The organism is Cryobacterium breve (assembly GCF_004402375.1).
Classification (GTDB): Bacteria; Actinomycetota; Actinomycetes; order Actinomycetales; family Microbacteriaceae; genus Cryobacterium; species Cryobacterium breve.
In genome coordinates this window covers 1-18,082 of record NZ_SOGJ01000005.1, presented here as the reverse complement: position 1 = coordinate 18,082, position 18,082 = coordinate 1, and the positions used below count along the sequence as shown (strand labels likewise).

Here is an 18,082-nt window from a genome sequence, read left to right as displayed (position 1 = left end):
AGGAGATACCCATGAGACTCAGAAAAGGTCTAATGATTTCGGCCATTGCCCTCGCAAGCGCGCTCACGCTCAGCGGATGTACCGATTCCGCCGAGACGCCTGAGGCTGCACCGGTCGAGGAAACGGTCGAGTTCGAAGCCGGCACCACGATGGCCAAGCTGAATGAGGCCGGCAAGATCACCATCGGCACCAAGTTCGACCAGCCGCTCTTCGGCCTCAAGGGCCCGGATGACAAGCCGGTCGGTTTCGACGTGGAGATGGGCAAGCTCATCGCCGCCAAGCTCGGCATCGCCGCCGAAAACATCAAGTGGACCGAGACCGTGTCGGCGAACCGCGAGCCCTTCCTGCAGAACGGCCAGGTTGACCTCGTCGTCGCGACCTACACGATCAACGACACCCGCAAGGAGGTCGTCGACTTCGCCGGACCGTACTACCTGGCCGGTCAGGACCTGCTCGTGCTCGCGGGAAACCCGGACAAGGTCACCGGCCCGGAAGACCTCGCCGGCAAGCCCGTCTGCACCGTGAGCGGCTCGACGTCGGAAAAGAACATCGCCGCGTACACCGACAACGTGATCGCGACTGACACGTACTCCAACTGCCTCGGCCCGCTGCGCAGCGGCGAGGTCGTCGCTGTGACCACGGACAACGTCATTCTGGCCGGCCTCGCCGACCAGAACGCCGGTGAGTTCGAGGTTGTCGACAACCCCTTCACCGAGGAGCCCTACGGCATCGGTCTGAAGAAGGACGACATGGAGTTCCGCACCTTCATCAACGATGTCCTCGAAGAGGCCTTTGAAGATGGCACGTGGGCCAAGGCCTGGGAAGCGACTGCCGGCACGGTGCTCGAGACCCCGACCCCGCCGACAGTCAACCGGTACTGAGCACAACCAGCACCACCCGCTGAGCGGGGCGGCCGGGCTCAGCAGACGGCCGCCCCGATCAGCTATTTCAACCTGCACCCGTACGATACCCAGACAGTCACTACAGAAGAGGAGGTGAGTTGTGGACGCAGTCATCGAAAACCTGCCCGTGTTCCTGGAAGGCTTCAAGAACACGTTGGGCCTTCTGCTTCTGTCCGGCACGGGAGCTCTCGTGCTCGGCATCGTCATCGCTGCCATGCGCATCTCGCCCGTCGCATCCCTGCGCGGATTCGCCACGGTCTACACCGAGATCGTACGCAACACCCCGCTCACCCTGGTGTTGTTCTTCTGCGCCTTCATCCTGCCGTACCTGCAGTTCTCGCCGGGCTACTTCGTGCTCGCCATGATCGGCCTCACCGTGTACACGTCTCCGTTCGTCGCCGAAGCGCTCCGCTCGGGCGTCAACGGCGTGCACGTGGGCCAGGCCGAGGCCGCCCGCAGCGTGGGACTGACCTTCACCCAGACCCTCTCCTTCGTGGTCATGCCCCAGGCCGTTCGCATGGTCATCCCCCCGCTCATCAACGTTTTCATCGCCCTGACGAAGAACACCTCGGTCGCCGGAGCGTTCTTCGTCTTCGAACTCTTCGGCGCCGCCCGCAAGATCACCAACGAACGCGGTGACCAGGTGCTCGCGATCCTGCTCGCCGTGGCAGCCTTCTACCTCCTGGTCACCATCTCGCTCGGCCTGATCGCCGCGCGGGTCGAGAAGAAGGTGGCGGTACTCCGATGACCTCCGTGCTCTACGACGCTCCCGGCCCCAGGGCCGTTCTGCGGTCGCGAATCTTCTCCGTGGTCACCGCCCTGCTTATCGCCGCCGGCCTCGTCTGGCTCATCCTGGCCCTGGGTGCGCCCAAGACCAGCGCCAACGGCGCCGTGCAGCCGGGCCTCTGGGATGCGACCCGCTGGGATGTCTTCTCCGACCGCGAGGTCTGGCGCACCCTCGGGCGCGGAGCCCTGAACACCCTCCGAATGGCCGGCGTCGCCGCCGTGTTCGCGCTGCTGCTCGGCGTGCTGTTTTCGTTCGGACGCGTGTCCGACACCAAATGGATTCGGATTCCGACCACGGTCGTGCTCGAATTCGTGCGCGGAATGCCCGTGCTGCTGATGATGCTCTTCATCCTGCTCGTCTTCTCCACCGGGTCCTTCTGGGCCGGCGTCGCCGCCCTCTCCGTCTACAACGGGGCCATCATCGGCGAGGCGCTGCGGGCCGGCATCAAAAGCCTGCCCCGCGGCCAGCGCGAGGCCGGGCTGGCCATCGGGCTCACCCCCGTGGCGACCCGGTTGCGAATCGAGTTCCCTCAGGCGTTCCGGCAGATGCTGCCGATCATCATCGCGCAGCTCGTCGTGCTGCTCAAGGACACCTCGCTGGCCTTCGTCGTCGGTTATGAGGAACTGCTCCGCAGCGGCACCTCGATGACGAACTTCTTCGGCAGCCGCTATTCGTTCTCCTTCTTCCTCGTCGTGCTCGCGATCTATCTGACGATGAACCTGCTGCTCTCCTGGCTGGCTCGCGTCATCGCCCGCCGCACGGGCTCCAAGTCTGGAGGCGTGACCACGGACACGAAGGCACCACCCGTGAAACCGGCCGATCCCGAGGTCGTGTACCCCGCGGCCCTCGGCAACCAGATGGGCGCCCGGGGGGTTTAGCAGCACTAAACTTGTGCCTTGTGTCTGACCCCACTGAGATCTCCGAACCAGTCGTGAGCGCGGCCGTCGACGCCGCACTCGCCGCCATTGCCGCCGCGAACGACTCCGCGGCCCTGAAAACCGTGCGCGCCGAGCACACCGGCGAGGCCTCCCCGCTGGCCCGGCTCAACGCGCTCATGCGAAGTGTGCCCGGCGACCAGAAGGCCGCCGCCGGCAAGCTCCTCGGCCAGGCCCGCGGTGCCGTCGCCCAGGCGTTTGCCGCCCGCGAGGCCGCGATCACCGAGGCTGAGGCCACCGCCCAGCTCGCGGCCGAAACTGTCGACGTGACCGCGGCGGCGTGCACCTGGAGGCCCGGCGCGCGGCATCCGCTCACCCTGCTGCAGGAGCGCGTCGCGGATGTCTTCGTCGGCATGGGCTGGGAGGTCGCCGAAGGCCCCGAGCTGGAGAGCGAGTGGTTCAACTTCGACGCGCTCAACTTCGACGAGGACCACCCCGCCCGCGCCATGCAGGACACCTTCTTCATCGACCCGCCCGACGCCCACCTCGTGCTGCGCACGCATACCTCGCCGGTGCAGCTGCGCGCCCTGCTTTCCCGCGAGCTGCCCGTCTACGTCGTCGCGCCCGGCCGCGTCTTCCGCACCGACGAACTCGACTCCACCCACACGCCCGTGTTCCACCAGATCGAGGGCATCGCCGTCGACAAGGGTCTGACCATGGCGCACTTGCGCGGCACCCTGGACCACTTCGTGAAGGCCATGTTCGGCCCCGAGGCGAAGGTGCGCCTCCGCCCCAACTACTTCCCGTTCACCGAGCCGAGCGCCGAACTCGACCTGTGGCACCCGACGTTCAAAGATGGCGCCCGCTGGATCGAGTGGGGTGGTTGCGGCATGGTCAACGCCAATGTGCTGCGCTCCGCCGGGATCGACCCGGAGGTCTACTCCGGATTCGCGTTCGGCGTCGGCGTCGAGCGGGCACTGATGTTCCGAAATGATGTGAAGGATATGCACGACATGGTCGAAGGCGACGTCCGGTTCAGCCAGCAGTACGGGATGACCGTCTGATGCGCGTACCACTGAGCTGGCTGGGCGAGTTCGTCGACCTGGCCCCGGGCACCACGCCCGAAGACGTGCACGCGGCCCTGGTCAGCGTGGGACTCGAAGAGGAGGAGATCCACCGCTTCGAGCTGACCGGTCCGATCGTCGTCGGACAGGTGCTCGAGTTCGTCGGCGAGGAGCAGACCAACGGCAAGACCATCAACTGGTGCCAGGTGCGCGTCGCTGCTGACGGGGAGCTCGCGGCCGACGGCGGCCCGGCCGTCCACGGCATCGTCTGCGGCGCCCACAACTTCGTCGTCGGCGACAAGGTCGTCGTGACCCTGCCCGGCGCCGTGCTCCCCGGCCCGTTCCCGATCGCGCCACGCAAAACCTACGGCCACGTGTCCGACGGCATGATCGCTTCAGCCCGCGAGCTCGGCCTCGGCGACGAGCACGACGGCATCCTGGTGCTCGGCAGCCTCGGCCTCGACCCCGTGATCGGCACGGATGCGATCAGCCTGCTGGGCCTGGACGACACCGCAGTCGAGATCAACGTCACGCCCGACCGGGGGTACGCATTCTCGATCCGCGGCGTCGCCCGCGAATACGCGCACGCCACCGGAGCTGCCTTCCGCGACCCTGCCCTCGCCCTGACGGCAGACGCGTCCACGGTCGCCTTCCCGGTCACGGTCGACGACCGGAACCCGATCCGCGGCCGCGTCGGCGCGAGCGTGTTCGTCACCCGCGCGGTGCGCGGCGTGGACCCTACCCGGCCGTCTCCGGCCTGGTTGATCGCCCGCCTGAAGCTGGCCGGCATCCGTTCGATCTCGCTGATCGTCGATGTGACCAACTACGTGATGATCGAGCTCGGCCAGCCGATCCACGGCTACGATCTGGACAAGCTGGCCGGTGGTATCACCGTGCGCCGTGCAGAGCCTGGTGAGACACTCGTCACCCTCGACGACATGACCCGAGCCCTGAACGGCGAGGACCTGTTGATCACCGACGAATCCGGGCCCATCGGCCTGGCCGGTGTGATGGGCGGACAGAGCACCGAGATCGGCTTCGAAACCACGAATGTGCTGATCGAGGCCGCGAACTTCGACCCGGTGTCGATCGCGCGCACGGCCCGCCGGCACAAGCTGCCGAGCGAGGCGTCCCGCCGCTTCGAGCGTGGGGTCGACCCGTCCGTCGCCGTCGTCGCCGCCGCCCGCGTCGTGCAGCTGCTGGTCGAACTCGCCGGAGGAGAGGCCGACGGTCTCGGCTCCCTGCACGACGCCACCCCGGAAGCCCAGCCGATCGCGTTGCCGATCGGCTTCATCTCCGGCCTGATCGGTCTCGAGTACACGCCGGGCGAGGTGCGCTCCTCGCTGGCCGAGATCGGCGCCTCTCTCGAGGAGACCGAGACAGGGCTGAACGTCACCGCGCCGAGTTGGCGCCCCGACCTGACCGACAAGTGGACCTTGGCCGAGGAGGTCGCCCGCATCGTCGGCTACGACCGCATCCCGTCGGTGCTGCCCGTCGCTCCGCCCGGGCGGGGCCTCACTCACGCGCAGGCCTTGCGCCGCCAGGTCGCGCACACCCTCGCCGCCACCGGCCACACCGAGGTGCTCGCGTACCCGTTCGTGTCGGAGCAGTCGAACAACCTGTTCGGGCTGCCGGCCGGTCCCACCGTGCCGCAGATCAAGGTCGCCAACCCTCTCGACGGGGAGGCGCCGTTCTTGCGCACGTCGATCCTTCCGGGGCTGCTGCACATCGCGCACCGAAATCGCTCCCGCGGCCTCGTCGACCTGGCCGTCTTCGAGTTGGGCCTGGTGTTCCGGCCGGTTGCCGGCATTCGCTACGGCAGTGCTGTCGTGCCGCCCGGCGCGGTGCGCCCGAGCGCGCAGCTGGAGGCCGAGCTGAATGCCGGCATCCCGCCGCAGCCGCTGTCGGTGGCGGTCGTTCTGACTGGATCCGTCGTGCGTCCCCAGCCGGGGCAGCCCGCCGTGGCCGCCAACTGGCAGCACGCCCTCGCCGCCGTTCGCCAGGTGGCGCTGGGCGCCGGTGTGGAGATCACGGTGCGCCAGGGCTCGCACCAGGCAATGCACCCCGGCCGCACGGCCGAGCTGTTCGTGACGACGGATGCCGGTGCAACCTCGGTCGGCTACGCCGGCGAACTGCTGCCCAGCATCGCCCGCGGCGCGGACCTGCCCGCGGTCGTGGCCGTAGCCGAAATCGACCTGACCGCCGTGTTCGCGCAGGCCGGAGCCGAATTGCGCGCCACCCCGATCGCCACGATGCCGGCCGCCACCCAGGACCTGTCCCTCGTTCTGGACGCCGGCGTGCCCGCCGGGGACGTACTCCGCACGCTCCTCGAGGGCTGCGGACCGCTGCTCGACCACGCCGAACTCGTCGACGACTACCGTGGTACAGGCGTCCTGCCCGGGCGCAAGTCGCTGACATTCGCGCTGCGGTTCCGGGCGGCCGACCGCACCCTGACCGCCGCGGAGGCCAGCGACGCCAAGCTCGCCGGCGTCGCGGTGGCCGCCGCCCGCTTCGGGGCCACCCTCCGCGAGTAGTCCGCCCTCCCCGTCCGCCAGCGTCGCCCGAAAACAGGAGTGGCGGCGAGGGGCAGCGGAGGGGGAGAGCCGGGCGGGCCAGTGCCCGCCGAGAGATGTTGGAGCGAACCGCGGCGATTATCGGCGCAAATAGCGATTCTCGGCGTGCGGGGCGGCGCGCTAAGTTGGGCACATGGCTTTTTCGGTGGCGGTGGCAGGTGCGAGTGGTTATGCGGGCGGTGAATTGTTGCGTCTGCTGGCCGGGCACCCCGACTTCGAGGTGCGCACGGTCACGGCGCACAGCAATGCCGGCCAGCGTCTGATCGACGTTCAGCCGCACCTGCGCTCGCTGGCGCATCTCACCCTGGTCGACACCACCCCCGAAACCCTCGCCGGGCACGACGCGGTGTTCCTCGCGCTGCCGCACGGGGCATCCGGTGCCCTCACCGCGCACTTTTCCGCCGACACCCTCGTGGTGGACTGCGGCGCCGACCACCGGCTCGAGAGCGAATCGGACTGGGCGGCCTTCTACGGCGGCGACTATTTCGGCGCCTGGACCTATGGCGTGCCCGAGCTTCCCGTGGCCGGCGGCACGCAGCGCAGTCGGCTGGCCGGCTCCCGCCGCATCGCCGCCCCGGGCTGCAACGCGAGCACGGTGGCTCTGGCCCTGGCCCCGGGCATCCGTGCCGGTGTGATCGAACCCGGCGACCTGGTCGCCATGCTCGCGGTCGGACCCTCCGGTGCCGGAAAGAGCCTGAAGCTGCCGAACCTGGCCAGCGAGATCCTCGGCTCCGCCAACCCCTACGCGGTCGGCGGCGTGCACCGCCACATCCCCGAAATCCAGCAGAGCCTCCGCTGGGCCGGGGCCGATCAGCCGACCATCTCGCTCACCCCGGTGATCGTGCCGATGTCCCGCGGCATCCTCTGCACCGCCACGGCCCGCCTTGTCCCCGGCACATCCACGGCCGACGTGCGCGCCGCATGGGAAGCGGCGTACGCCGATGAACCGTTCGTGCACGTGCTTCCCGAGGGCCGGTTTCCGCGCACGTCTGACGTGCTCGGCGCCAACACCGCCCTGATCGGCCTCGCCGTCGATGAGGCTGTGGGCCGCGTCGTCACGATCACAGCCGTCGACAATCTCACCAAGGGCACCGCCGGTGCCGCAATCCAGTGCGCCAACCTGGCCCTGGGACTGCCCGAAACCACGGGCCTGAGCACGAATGGAGTTGCCCCATGAGTGTCACCGCCCCCTCCGGGTTCGTCGCCGCCGGAGTCACCGCCGGGTTGAAGCAATCCGGGGGTCTCGACCTCGCCGTCGTCCAGAACCTCGGCCCGCTCACCAGCGTGGCCAGCGTCTTCACCAGCAACCGTTGCAAGGCGAACCCGGTGCTCTGGAGCGAGCAGGTCATGAAGGCCGGTCAGGTCAAGGCCATCGTGCTCAACTCGGGTGGGGCCAACTGCTACACGGGGTCCATCGGCTTTCAAACCACACACGCCACCGCCGAAGCCATCGCCGACCGACTGGAGATCTCCGCCGGCGAGGTGCTGGTTTGCTCCACCGGCCTGATCGGCGAACAGCTCGACCTCGGCAAGATCACCGCCGGGGTCTGGGATGCAACCCTGGCCCTGCAGGGAGAGAACGCCGGATCGGATGCGGCCGGCCTGGCCGCTGCGCGGGCGATCATGACCACCGACACCACACCGAAGCAGACCATGCTCGTTTCCGACGCCGGCTGGACCATCGGCGGCATGGCCAAGGGCGCCGGCATGCTCGCACCCGGTCTGGCCACCATGCTCGTCGTGCTGACCACCGACGCCGTGCTCGACTCCGACCAGCTCGACGCGGCCCTTCGTCAGGCCACCCGGGTCACATTCGACCGGCTCGACTCCGACGGCTGCATGTCGACCAACGACACCGTCACCCTCCTCGGTTCCGGGGCCAGCGGCGTCGCCGCCGACCTGGCCGAATTCACGGATGCCCTCATCGCCATCTGCCAGGACCTCACCCTGCAGTTGCAGGCAGACGCCGAGGGGTCCGCTCACGACGTGGCCATCACGGTGCGCAACGCCGCCTCCGAGGCCGAAGCCGTCACGGTCGCCCGCGCGGTGTCCCGAAGCAACCTGTTCAAGACCGCGATCTTCGGGAACGACCCCAACTGGGGACGCGTGCTCGCGGCCGTCGGCACGACGGATGCCGCCTTCGACCCCTACGGCATTGACGTCTCCATCAACGAGGTGCAGGTCTGCACCGCGGGGGAGCCCGACCAGCCGCGCGAGCTCGTCGACCTGACCCCACGTTCCGTCTCCGTGCTGATCGACCTGCACGAGGGAACCGAGTCGGCCACGATCTGGACCAACGACCTCACCCACGCCTACGTCGAAGAGAACAGCGCGTACTCGAGTTGAACCCGGCCCACAGAACCCCACGCGACGAGACCAGCCGCGACGAGATGAACAGCCGCGCGGAGGCGGGCGTTAAGGCCGCCACGCTGATCGAGTCGCTGCCCTGGCTCAAGCGGTTCCACGACCAGATCATTGTGGTCAAGTTCGGCGGCAACGCCATGGTCAGCGAGGAACTGCAGGCCGCTTTCGCCGAGGACATGGTCTATCTGCGCTATGCCGGCATCCGCCCCGTCGTCGTGCACGGAGGCGGCCCGCAGATCTCGGCCATGCTCGACCGGCTCGGCATTGAGAGCGAGTTCCGTGGCGGCTACCGGGTGACCACGCCCGAAGCGATGGACGTCGTGCGCATGGTGCTCACCGGCCAGATCAACCGCGAGCTCGTCAGCCGAATCAACCAGCACGGACCGTTGTCGGCCGGCCTCTCCGGTGAAGATGCCGGGCTGTTCAAGGGCCGACGCCGCGGCACCGTGATCGACGGAGCAGAGGTCGACCTCGGCCTGGTCGGCGATGTGATCGGCGTCGACCCTGAGGCCGTTCACGCCCAGCTCGCCGCGGGCCGCATCCCGGTCGTCTCCTCGATCGCACCCGACACGGATGTCCCGGGCCAGTCCCTGAACATCAACGCGGATGCCGCCGCCGCGGCCCTCGCGGTCGCCCTCGGCGCCGCCAAATTGGTCATCCTGACCGATGTCGCCGGGCTGTACAACGACTGGCCCAACCGCGACTCGCTGGTGTCGGTCATCGACGTGGACTCGCTCCGCTCCCTGCTGCCCCACCTCGAGTCGGGCATGATCCCGAAGATGACGGCCTGCCTCGACGCGGTCGAGGGCGGCGTCGCGAAGGCGGCCATCATCGACGGCCGCGTGCCGCACTCCATCCTGCTCGAGGTCTTCACCGGCAGCGGGAGCGGAACCGAGGTAGTCCCCGCATGACACCCACGGAAGCGAGAAGCGATCAGATGGCCGACTCCGGCATCCACGACTGGCGCGAGCGTTTCAGCGCCGCCCTGATGCGCACGATCGCACCGCCTCTGGCGATGCTTGTGCGCGGCGAGGGTTGCTACGTCTGGGACGACGAGGGAACCGAGTACCTCGACTTCCTAGCCGGAATCGCCGTTAACTCGCTCGGCCACGCGCATCCGGCTGTCGTCGCCGCGGTCACCGACCAGGTCGGCCGGCTCGCGCACGTCTCGAACTACTTCGCTTCGCCGCCGCAGCTGGAACTGGCCGAACGGCTGAAGCGCCTCACCGGCGCAGGCCCGGCCGGCCGGGTCTACTTCTGCAACTCCGGCGCCGAGGCAAACGAGGCGGCGTTCAAACTGGCCCGGCTCAACACAAAGGGCGGTCGTCGCACCCGCATCCTCTCCCTGCACGACTCGTTCCACGGCCGCACCATGGGCGCGCTCGCCCTTTCCGGCAAGCCGTCCATGCGCGAGCCGTTCCTGCCGGTGCCCGCCGGGGTCGAGCACATCGACGCCACATTTGCGGCACTCGCCGCCGCCATCGACGACACCGTCACCGCCGTGTTCCTCGAACCCGTGCAGGGGGAGGCCGGGGTGATCGACCTGCCCGCCGGGTTCCTCCGCCTGGCCCGCGAATTGTGCACCCGGCATGGCGTGCTGCTCATCCTGGACGAGGTGCAGACCGGCGCCGGACGTACGGGCGAGTGGTTCGCCTACCAGCACGAGGGCATCCTGCCGGATGCGGTCACGCTGGCCAAGGGGATCGGCGGCGGCCTGCCCATCGGCGCCCTCGTCACCTTCGGCGCGGCGTCGGAGCTGTTTCAGCGCGGTCAGCATGGCTCGACCTATGCCGGTAACCCCCTCGTCACGGCCGCCGCGAATGCCGTGCTCAGTGCCATCGAGGCCGACAATCTGGTGGCCAACGCCGCGCGCCGCGGCGATCAGCTGCGGCAGATCCTCACCGGTTTCGACTCTCCGCTGATCGGAGAGGTTCGGGGACGTGGCCTCCTGATCGGAGTCGGGTTGACCGAGCCGGTCGCCAACCGCCTGACCGCCGCGGCCCAGAGCAATGGCCTGATCGTGAACGCCGCGAACGAGTCCACCATCCGTCTGGCACCGCCCCTCATCATCGGCGACGCCGAGCTTGCTGATTTCGAGCGCCGGTTCGGGCTCGCACTGGCCAACCTCTAGAGTTGACCAATCCATTCCTGAAAGCGAAAGTGACCCCGTGACCCGCCATTTTCTGCGCGACGACGACATCTCATCGGTCGAACAGGCCGAGATCCTCGACCTGGCACTGGAGCTGAAACGAGACCGATTCGCGGTCAAACCCCTGGCCGGCCCGCAGACCGTGGCCGTCATCTTCGACAAGTCCTCGACCCGCACCCGGGTCTCCTTCGCCGTGGGCATTGCCGACCTCGGCGGTAGCCCGCTGATCATCAGCACGGCGAACAGCCAGCTCGGCGGCAAGGAAACCGCCTCAGACACGGCCCGGGTGCTCGAGCGCCAGGTGGCCGCGATCGTCTGGCGCACCTACGGTCAGGCCGGACTCGAGGAGATGGCGCTCGGCACCACGGTGCCCGTCGTCAACGCGCTGTCCGACGACTTCCACCCCTGCCAGCTTCTCGCCGACCTGCTCACCATCCGCGAGCACCGCGGTGACCTGTCCGGCCAGACGATCGTTTTCCTCGGTGACGGCGCCTGCAACATGGGCCAGTCCTACCTGCTTGCCGGCGCGACCGCGGGCATGCACGTGCGCATCGCCTCCCCGGTCGGCTATACGCCGAGCGAGACGGTCATGGCGGATGCCGCGGTGATCGCCCAGCGCACCGGCGGCTCCGTCGAACTCTTCACCGACCCGCTCGCGGCCGTCGCCGGGGCCGACGTGGTTGTGACCGACACCTGGGTGTCCATGGGCAAGGAGGAGGAGAAGGCCATCCGGCTCGGCGACCTCGGTCGTTACCGCGTGGACGCCGCCATGATGGCGCTCGCCAAGCCCGACGCGCACTTCATGCACTGCCTGCCTGCCGACCGCGGCTACGAGGTGGACGCCGACGTGATCGACGGCGCGCAGAGCATCATCTGGGACGAGGCCGAGAACCGTCTGCACGCGCAGAAGGCCCTGCTCGTCTGGCTGCTCGCACAGAACAACGCATAGACGCCTCTCCGGGCGTCACGGCGTAACCGTAAACTTAAACAGATCTAATCTTTAGGGAGAACCATGGCTGAACGCGTTGTGCTGGCATATTCGGGCGGACTCGATACCTCGGTCGGCATCGGCTGGTTGAAGGATGCGACCGGCAAAGAGGTCGTGGCCCTCGCCATCGACGTGGGACAGAGTGGCGAGGATATGGACGTTATCCGCCAGCGCGCCCTCGACTGCGGCGCCGTGGAATCCATCGTCGTCGACGCCAAGGACGAGTTCGCCAGCGACTACGTCGTGCCTGCCCTTAAGGCCAACGCGCTCTACCAGAAGCGCTACCCGCTCGTCTCCGCGCTCAGCCGCCCGCTGATCGCCAAGTATCTGGCTTCGACGGCCAAGGAACTCGGTGCGAACAGCGTTGCGCACGGCTGCACCGGCAAGGGTAATGACCAGGTGCGCTTCGAGGCCGCTGTGGCCGCCCTCGCACCAGAGCTCACCTCGCTCGCCCCGGTGCGCGACTTCGCCCTCACGCGCGACAAGGCCATCGAATACGCGGCCCTGCACAACCTGCCGATCGCACAGTCGAAGAAGAGCCCGTACTCGATCGACCAGAACGTGTACGGTCGTGCGGTCGAGACCGGTTTCCTCGAAGACCCGTGGAACGCCCCGATCGAGGACCTCTACACCTACACGCAGGACCCGGCCGTGACGCGCGAGCCCACCGAGGTCGTCATCAGCTTCGACCAGGGTGTTCCCGTCGCGATCGACGGCGTCGTCGTCACCCCTTTGCAAGCCATCGAGATGATGAACCTGCTCGCCGGCAACCAGGGCGTCGGGCGCATCGACATCGTCGAGGACCGCCTCGTCGGCATCAAGAGCCGGGAGGTCTACGAGGCCCCCGCCGGCATCGCCCTGATCGCCGCGCACGAAGAGCTCGAGAACATGACCGTCGAACGCGACCTGGCCCGCTACAAGCGCACGGTCGAGTCCAAGTGGGCGGAACTCGTCTACGACGGCCTCTGGTTCTCTGGTCTGAAGCGCGCCCTCGACGTGTTCATCGACGAGACGCAGAAGCACGTGACCGGCGACATCCGTTTGAAGATGCACGCCGGAACCGCCGTCGTCACCGGCCGGAAGTCGTCGCAGAGCCTCTACGACTTCAACCTCGCCACCTACGACACCGGTGACACCTTCGACCAGTCCATGGCCAAGGGCTTCATCGAGCTGTGGTCACTGCCGAGCAAGATTTCGGCTCGCCGCGACCTGGCCGGCAAGTAGGGCTGACGTGGCTGGCGACAAGGACACGAACGGGAACCGCGCTGGGAAGGCGGGCGCCCTCTGGGGCGGCCGCTTCGCCGGGGGACCGTCACCGGAGCTGGCAAAGCTGAGCAAGTCGACCCAGTTCGACTGGCCGCTGGCTCCCTACGACATCCGTGGCTCCCAGGCTCACGCGCGGGCTCTGGCCGCGGCCGGTTACCTGACCGACCCGGAACTCGTCGCCATGATCGCCGGCCTCGACACCCTCCTGCAGGCCGTTCTCGATGAGAGCTTCTTGCCCGCGGAATCCGACGAGGACGTGCATTCGTCCCTGGAACGCGGCCTGATCGACATCGTCGGCGTCGAACTCGGCGGCAAACTACGCGCCGGCCGCAGCCGCAACGACCAGGTCGCCACCCTGGTGCGCATGCTGCTGCGCGACAAGGCGCAGGGGATATCCGGCCACGTGATCGACCTGATCGACGCCCTGGCGTCGCAGGCGGAGGCGAACGAAGAAGCCATCATGCCGGGTCGCACGCATCTGCAGCATGCCCAGCCGGTGCTTCTCGCCCACCACCTGTTCGCGCACTGCTGGCCTCTCGTGCGCGACCTCGAACGGTTCACCGACTGGAACAGGCGCGCCGATTTCTCGCCCTACGGCTCGGGGGCGCTGGCCGGCAACACACTCGGGCTCGACGCCAACCTGGTGGCGGCGGACCTCGGCTTCGGTGCCGTGGTGGAGAACTCGATCGACGGCACCGCCAGCCGCGACTTGGTCGCAGAGTTCGCCTACATCACCGCGCAGATCGGCATCGACCTGTCCCGGCTGGCCGAGGAGATCATCCTCTGGAACACCCGCGAGTTCGGGTTCGTCACCCTCGACGACTCGTATTCGACCGGGTCGTCGATCATGCCGCAGAAGAAGAACCCGGACATCGCCGAGCTGGCGCGTGGCAAATCGGGGCGCCTGATCGGCAACCTGACTGGCCTGCTCACTACTCTCAAGGGGCTGCCGCTCGCGTACAACCGCGACCTGCAGGAAGACAAGGAGCCTGTCTTCGACTCGATCGAGACGCTCGAGGTGCTGTTGCCGGCCTTCAGTGGAATGATCGCGACCCTGACCTTCCACACCGAACGGATGGCAGAGCTCGCCCCCCAGGGATTCTCCCTCGCGACGGATGTCGCCGAGTGGCTCGTCAAGCAGCAGGTCACCTTCCGCGACGCGCACGAGATCACCGGCGCACTGGTGAAGTACGCCGAGCGGAACGGACTCGACCTGCACGAGGTCGACGATGCGGCGCTGCTCGCGCTGTCGCCGCACCTCACCCCGAACGTGCGCGAGGTGCTCACCATCACGGGTTCGGTGTCCCGCCGCGACGGTCAGGGCGGCACCGCCCCGGTGCGCGTGGCCGAGCAGCGCGCGGTGCTCGTCACCCGAGTGCGCGCGCTGGCGGCTGCGCTCGGCAGGTGACCCTCGAACGGGGAATCCTGGCGCGACCGGCTGTCGAGGTCGCGCCACTGCTGTTGGGTGCGCTGCTCGGCCGCGCCGGGGTGCTCCTGCGCATCACCGAGGTGGAGGCCTACCTCGGCGAGGGCGTCGACCCCGGCTCACACGCCTTCCGCGGTCGCACCAGGAGGAACGCCTCGATGTTCGGCCCGCACGGCCATGTCTACGCGTACTTCAGTTACGGAATGCACGTCTGCGCGAACGTGGTCTGCTCGCCGGAGGGTGAGGCGTCGGCTGTGCTGTTGCGCGCCGGTGAGATCGTGGCCGGTCTCCCCGAGGCTCGGATGCGCCGCCCCACCTCTCGCAGTGACCGCGACCTGGCGCGCGGCCCAGCGCGTCTCACTCTGGCTCTCGGCCTCGGTCTGGGCGATGACGGTGCCGATCTGGAACTTGCGCCGTTCACGCTGACGCTGCCCGAGCATCCGGTCCCGTTCCGCTCCGGGCCCCGCACCGGGGTGGGCGGCGCCGGCGGGGGAGCGGATTATCCGTGGCGGTTCTGGATCCCGGGTGAGGCTTCGGTCTCGCCGTACCGGCCGCACCCGAAGCTGACCGCTGTGCCCGACTCCCGCTAGCCGCGCATCTCCGCCGGCGGATGTCGTCGACAGCCGTGCGCCGTCGTCAGCCGAGCGCCGCCACCGGAACCCGCGCTGCGGCATCCGGAGCCACGCAATGAAGGAGATTTTCGGGGAGCGCGGGTTTCGGCGGCGTTCCGACCGGCGTGTCGCGAAAATCTCCGAGGTTACGCCAGGGCGATCTGCACGAGCGCGGCGCACGCGCACGCCCAGATCAGGCTGGCCAAAGTGCCGATGATGAACCGTTCCCGCGCCTCGGCCGTGGCCAGCTCGGTGAAGCGACCGACACCCTTGATCGCCACGACGACCGCGATGGCCTCCGGGAAACCGGCCAGGATGGCCCCCGCCACGGCGAGGCGCTCCAGGATGCCGATCATCAGTCCGCCGCGCAGCACCTCATGCACGAAGGCACCGGAAGCACCGGGAGCACCGGGAGCACCGGGAGCCCCGGAAGTCTCGACCGTAACCGCGGGCGTCGAGACGGGCGTCGGTGCCGGCCCCGCGCTCCCGTCGGCGTTCTCCACCAGGATCCCGCCGTGATCGCCCTGCGGCACCGAGTTGTTGGTGGCCAGCCGCAGAGTGAGCAGCGCCGCGGGTCCGCCGCCGATTACGGCTAGGCCGAGTGCCAGCATGCCCAGAATGACGCCCGATACGGCGGATCCCCCGGGTGTGGGGAGGGCGGCGACCAGGAGGGCCGCGGCGAGAGTTCCCGCCGAGACGGCTGCGAACGGGAGTTTCTTGCGCCGGAACGCGAGGATCGCGAACACGAGCGACCCCGAGGTGAGGAGGAGCAGCAGCAGCCAGTACAGGTACGCCACGATCTGGAAGGACGAGGAGTTCATGTGGCAGGGTCCGTTTCGGTCGTGGCGTGCTCGAGGTTCTCCAGCAGCCTAACGAGTGCGGGCTGGGCCGACTGGTCGACCCTCCAGAGGGCGCTGTGAATGCGCTGGCTGACGGCGGCGGTTGAAATGCCGAGCAGGGCCGCTATCTCCACCTGCGACAGGCCGCCCTGCAGCAGGTCGACGGCCGCCCAGCCCTCCTTCGTGCGGCGCTGGCGCAGTAGGAGCAGCGTGGTGATGAGGGCTTCGACCTCCTCGGCGTTGAGAGCCGACCCACCGCCCGACTCGCCGACACCCGCACCGCCGCGGCTCCCGGCACCCGGAGCCAGGTCGACAGCCAGCGCGAACCGGGCCTCGGCTTTCTTGGCCCGGGTCACGCCGGCACGGGCTGCCACGAACGCGCCCCCGGATGCCTGCCGGGTCGACGCGGGGAGGGGAGTGCGCACCTCCCCGATGCCGATGCCGATGCTCCAATGGCTGTCCCTGTGCAGGGCGAGAAGTACGGCCAAGGTCGTTGCGGCATCCCGCAGCAGTAGTTGAATCTCGTCGCCGGCCGTCTGGTCGGGCGGCAGAATGAATGCGGGACTGAATTCGGCGTCGAGCGCGGCGATCATCTCTCCCGCCCGGTCGCGGTCGGTGCGGCTGCCGATCTGGTCGGCGGTGATCACGAACATGTCTTCAACCTCCAGCGAAGTGGTCAGAAAAGTGGTCAAATATGAAGCTTCATGAATGAATCTACACTAATTCAGCTTCATAGCTTAATCATCAAAAATCAAGTCAGCATCATGAACTTCTAAGGGTCAAGGGTGCCGCGACGGTCGCTGATATCCTTAATTCGTGTCAGATCCAGCCATCCTCGCCCTGCAAGCCAATGACCCGACCTTCGACGACGTGTGGGAGGAGATCTCCTGGCGAGGCCTGGTGCAGGTGTCCACGGACGCCACCGAACTCCGCGAGCTGCTGGCCGGCCCGCCCGTCACCTACTACTGCGGGTTCGACCCCACCGCCCCGAGCCTGCACCTCGGCAACCTGGTGCAGCTGCTGCTCATGCGCCGGCTGCAGCTGGCCGGCCACAAGCCTCTTGGTCTGGTCGGCGGCTCCACCGGCCTGATCGGCGACCCGCGTCCTACCGCCGAGCGCACACTCAACTCGCGGGATGTCGTCGGCCAGTGGGTGGGCTACCTCCAGGATCAGGTCTCGCGCTTTCTGAGCTCGGAGGGCGACAACGCCGTCACCCTGGTGAACAACCTCGACTGGACGGCGCCGCTCAGCGCCATCGACTTTCTGCGCGATATCGGCAAGTACTTTCGGGTGGGCAGCATGCTCAAGAAGGATGCAGTGAGTGCCCGGCTGAATTCCGACGCCGGCATCAGCTACACCGAGTTCAGCTACCAGGTGCTGCAGGGCATGGACTTCCTCGAGCTCTTCCGCACGTATGGCTGCGTGCTCCAGACCGGAGGCAGCGACCAGTGGGGCAACCTCACCAGCGGCATCGACCTCATCCGCAAGGCGGAGGGGGAGGGTTCCCACGCCATCGGCACCCCGCTGATCACCAACAGTGACGGCACCAAATTCGGCAAGAGCGAGGGTAACGCGGTCTGGCTGGACCCTACCCTCACCAGCCCGTACGCGTTCTACCAGTTCTGGCTCAACACCGACGATGCCGACGTCATCAGCCGGCTCAAGGTGTTCACCTTCCTGACCAGGGCCCAAATCGCGGAACTCGAGGAGGCCGTGGCGACGGAACCCTTCAAGCGACTCGCCCAGCGCACGCTCGCCGTCTCGGTGACGAGTCTCGTTCATGGGCGGGCGGCAACGGATGCTGCCATCCAGGCCGCGCACGCCCTCTTCGGTCAGGGCGAGCTGTCCGATCTCGACGAGGCCACCCTCGAAGCTGCCCTGCGGGAACTCCCCAACACGACGACCGCACCGCATGCTCCTGTGGTTCAGCTGTTGGTCGACACCGGACTCAGCATGAGTCTGAGCGAAGCGCGCCGTGCCATCAGCCAGGGTGGGGTCTACCTCAACAACGTGAAGGTGTTGGCCGACGACCAGACCATCGAGGGAGCCGTTCTTCCCGGGGGAGTGGCAGTGCTGCGCCGCGGGAAGAAGACCCTGGCCGGAGTTTTCGTCGTCTGAGCCGGCGACGGATGTTGCTTGGTTGTTTTGGTTTTCGGGTGTGACACGCCCGGGGTGTTTCTGGTTTTGACGGCTTGGTGTGGGGACCGTAATGTATTCAAACGTACCCCACAGGTGCGG

The 18,082-nt window shown here is 67.9% G+C and carries 16 protein-coding genes; 14 read left to right on the top strand and 2 right to left on the bottom strand.

Going from position 1 to position 18,082, the window contains the following annotated elements; all coding sequences use genetic code 11:
* The first annotated feature begins 11 nt into the window (after positions 1-11).
* From E3O65_RS00850 to E3O65_RS00790, 13 genes are all read left to right on the top strand, one after another.
* Positions 12-881: a glutamate ABC transporter substrate-binding protein gene (locus E3O65_RS00850; protein WP_134361868.1), complete on the top strand. Its 870-nt coding sequence runs from the start codon at positions 12-14 to the stop codon at positions 879-881.
* Between the two features lie 121 nt (positions 882-1,002).
* Positions 1,003-1,650 carry an amino acid ABC transporter permease gene (locus E3O65_RS00845; RefSeq protein ID WP_134361867.1) on the top strand — a complete coding sequence of 216 codons (648 nt, stop codon included), beginning with the start codon at positions 1,003-1,005 and terminating at the stop codon, positions 1,648-1,650.
* Positions 1,647-2,567, top strand: a complete 921-nt coding sequence (locus E3O65_RS00840; RefSeq protein WP_134361866.1) for an amino acid ABC transporter permease — start codon at positions 1,647-1,649, stop codon at positions 2,565-2,567. Before E3O65_RS00845 ends, E3O65_RS00840 begins: the two co-directional genes overlap by 4 nt.
* A 20-nt stretch (positions 2,568-2,587) precedes the next feature.
* Positions 2,588-3,628: a phenylalanine--tRNA ligase subunit alpha gene (gene pheS / locus E3O65_RS00835; protein WP_134361865.1), complete on the top strand. Its 1,041-nt coding sequence runs from the start codon at positions 2,588-2,590 to the stop codon at positions 3,626-3,628.
* Complete coding sequence (pheT, locus tag E3O65_RS00830; protein WP_134361864.1) at positions 3,628-6,162, top strand: phenylalanine--tRNA ligase subunit beta; 2,535 nt, start codon at positions 3,628-3,630, stop codon at positions 6,160-6,162. Before pheS ends, pheT begins: the two co-directional genes overlap by 1 nt.
* Before the next feature lie 172 nt (positions 6,163-6,334).
* On the top strand, positions 6,335-7,378 hold the full coding sequence (gene argC, locus E3O65_RS00825; RefSeq protein ID WP_134361863.1) for an N-acetyl-gamma-glutamyl-phosphate reductase: 1,044 nt from the start codon (positions 6,335-6,337) through the stop codon (positions 7,376-7,378).
* Entirely contained in the window at positions 7,375-8,547 is a 1,173-nt protein-coding gene (gene argJ / locus E3O65_RS00820) for a bifunctional glutamate N-acetyltransferase/amino-acid acetyltransferase ArgJ (RefSeq protein ID WP_134361862.1), read from the top strand. The genes argC and argJ overlap by 4 nt, the downstream gene beginning before the upstream one ends.
* A 44-nt stretch (positions 8,548-8,591) precedes the next feature.
* Positions 8,592-9,476, top strand: coding sequence for an acetylglutamate kinase (argB, locus tag E3O65_RS00815; protein ID WP_134361861.1), 885 nt, complete (start codon positions 8,592-8,594; stop codon positions 9,474-9,476).
* Complete coding sequence (locus E3O65_RS00810; protein ID WP_134361860.1) at positions 9,473-10,696, top strand: acetylornithine transaminase; 1,224 nt, start codon at positions 9,473-9,475, stop codon at positions 10,694-10,696. Before argB ends, E3O65_RS00810 begins: the two co-directional genes overlap by 4 nt.
* 37 nt (positions 10,697-10,733) lie before the next feature.
* Positions 10,734-11,663: an ornithine carbamoyltransferase gene (argF, locus tag E3O65_RS00805; RefSeq protein ID WP_134361859.1), complete on the top strand. Its 930-nt coding sequence runs from the start codon at positions 10,734-10,736 to the stop codon at positions 11,661-11,663.
* 63 nt (positions 11,664-11,726) lie between these two features.
* Complete coding sequence (locus tag E3O65_RS00800; RefSeq protein WP_134361858.1) at positions 11,727-12,926, top strand: argininosuccinate synthase; 1,200 nt, start codon at positions 11,727-11,729, stop codon at positions 12,924-12,926.
* Positions 12,927-12,933: 7 nt separating this feature from the next.
* Entirely contained in the window at positions 12,934-14,376 is a 1,443-nt protein-coding gene (gene argH, locus E3O65_RS00795) for an argininosuccinate lyase (RefSeq protein ID WP_134361857.1), read from the top strand.
* Complete coding sequence (locus E3O65_RS00790; RefSeq protein WP_134361856.1) at positions 14,373-14,984, top strand: DNA-3-methyladenine glycosylase; 612 nt, start codon at positions 14,373-14,375, stop codon at positions 14,982-14,984. Before argH ends, E3O65_RS00790 begins: the two co-directional genes overlap by 4 nt.
* 167 nt (positions 14,985-15,151) lie before the next feature.
* On the opposite strand, the gene E3O65_RS00785 is transcribed toward E3O65_RS00790, so the two are convergent.
* Both E3O65_RS00785 and E3O65_RS00780 read right to left on the bottom strand, forming a co-directional pair.
* A complete protein-coding gene (locus E3O65_RS00785; protein WP_134361855.1) occupies positions 15,152-15,826 on the bottom strand; it encodes a hypothetical protein in 675 nt (224 codons plus the stop codon).
* A complete protein-coding gene (locus E3O65_RS00780) occupies positions 15,823-16,536 on the bottom strand; it encodes a DNA-binding protein (RefSeq protein WP_241985565.1) in 714 nt (237 codons plus the stop codon). The genes E3O65_RS00785 and E3O65_RS00780 overlap by 4 nt, the downstream gene beginning before the upstream one ends.
* Positions 16,537-16,660: 124 nt before the next feature.
* On the opposite strand from E3O65_RS00780, the gene tyrS reads away from it, so the two are divergent.
* On the top strand, positions 16,661-17,962 hold the full coding sequence (tyrS, locus tag E3O65_RS00775; RefSeq protein WP_241985564.1) for a tyrosine--tRNA ligase: 1,302 nt from the start codon (positions 16,661-16,663) through the stop codon (positions 17,960-17,962).
* The last annotated feature ends 120 nt before the right edge of the window (positions 17,963-18,082 follow it).

What these genes read in the sequence shown, in the direction of transcription:
- E3O65_RS00840 (WP_134361866.1), top strand. Translation starts at nt 1,647, where the DNA reads ATGACCTCCGTGCTCTACGACGCTCCCGGCCCCAGGGCCGTTCTGCGG.
- E3O65_RS00810 (WP_134361860.1), top strand. Translation starts at nt 9,473, where the DNA reads ATGACACCCACGGAAGCGAGAAGCGATCAGATGGCCGACTCCGGCATC.
- argC (WP_134361863.1), top strand. Translation starts at nt 6,335, where the DNA reads ATGGCTTTTTCGGTGGCGGTGGCAGGTGCGAGTGGTTATGCGGGCGGT.
- argJ (WP_134361862.1), top strand. Translation starts at nt 7,375, where the DNA reads ATGAGTGTCACCGCCCCCTCCGGGTTCGTCGCCGCCGGAGTCACCGCC.
- pheT (WP_134361864.1), top strand. Translation starts at nt 3,628, where the DNA reads ATGCGCGTACCACTGAGCTGGCTGGGCGAGTTCGTCGACCTGGCCCCG.
- E3O65_RS00785 (WP_134361855.1), bottom strand. Translation starts at nt 15,826, where the DNA reads ATGAACTCCTCGTCCTTCCAGATCGTGGCGTACCTGTACTGGCTGCTG.
- E3O65_RS00800 (WP_134361858.1), top strand. Translation starts at nt 11,727, where the DNA reads ATGGCTGAACGCGTTGTGCTGGCATATTCGGGCGGACTCGATACCTCG.
- argB (WP_134361861.1), top strand. Translation starts at nt 8,592, where the DNA reads ATGAACAGCCGCGCGGAGGCGGGCGTTAAGGCCGCCACGCTGATCGAG.
- E3O65_RS00850 (WP_134361868.1), top strand. Translation starts at nt 12, where the DNA reads ATGAGACTCAGAAAAGGTCTAATGATTTCGGCCATTGCCCTCGCAAGC.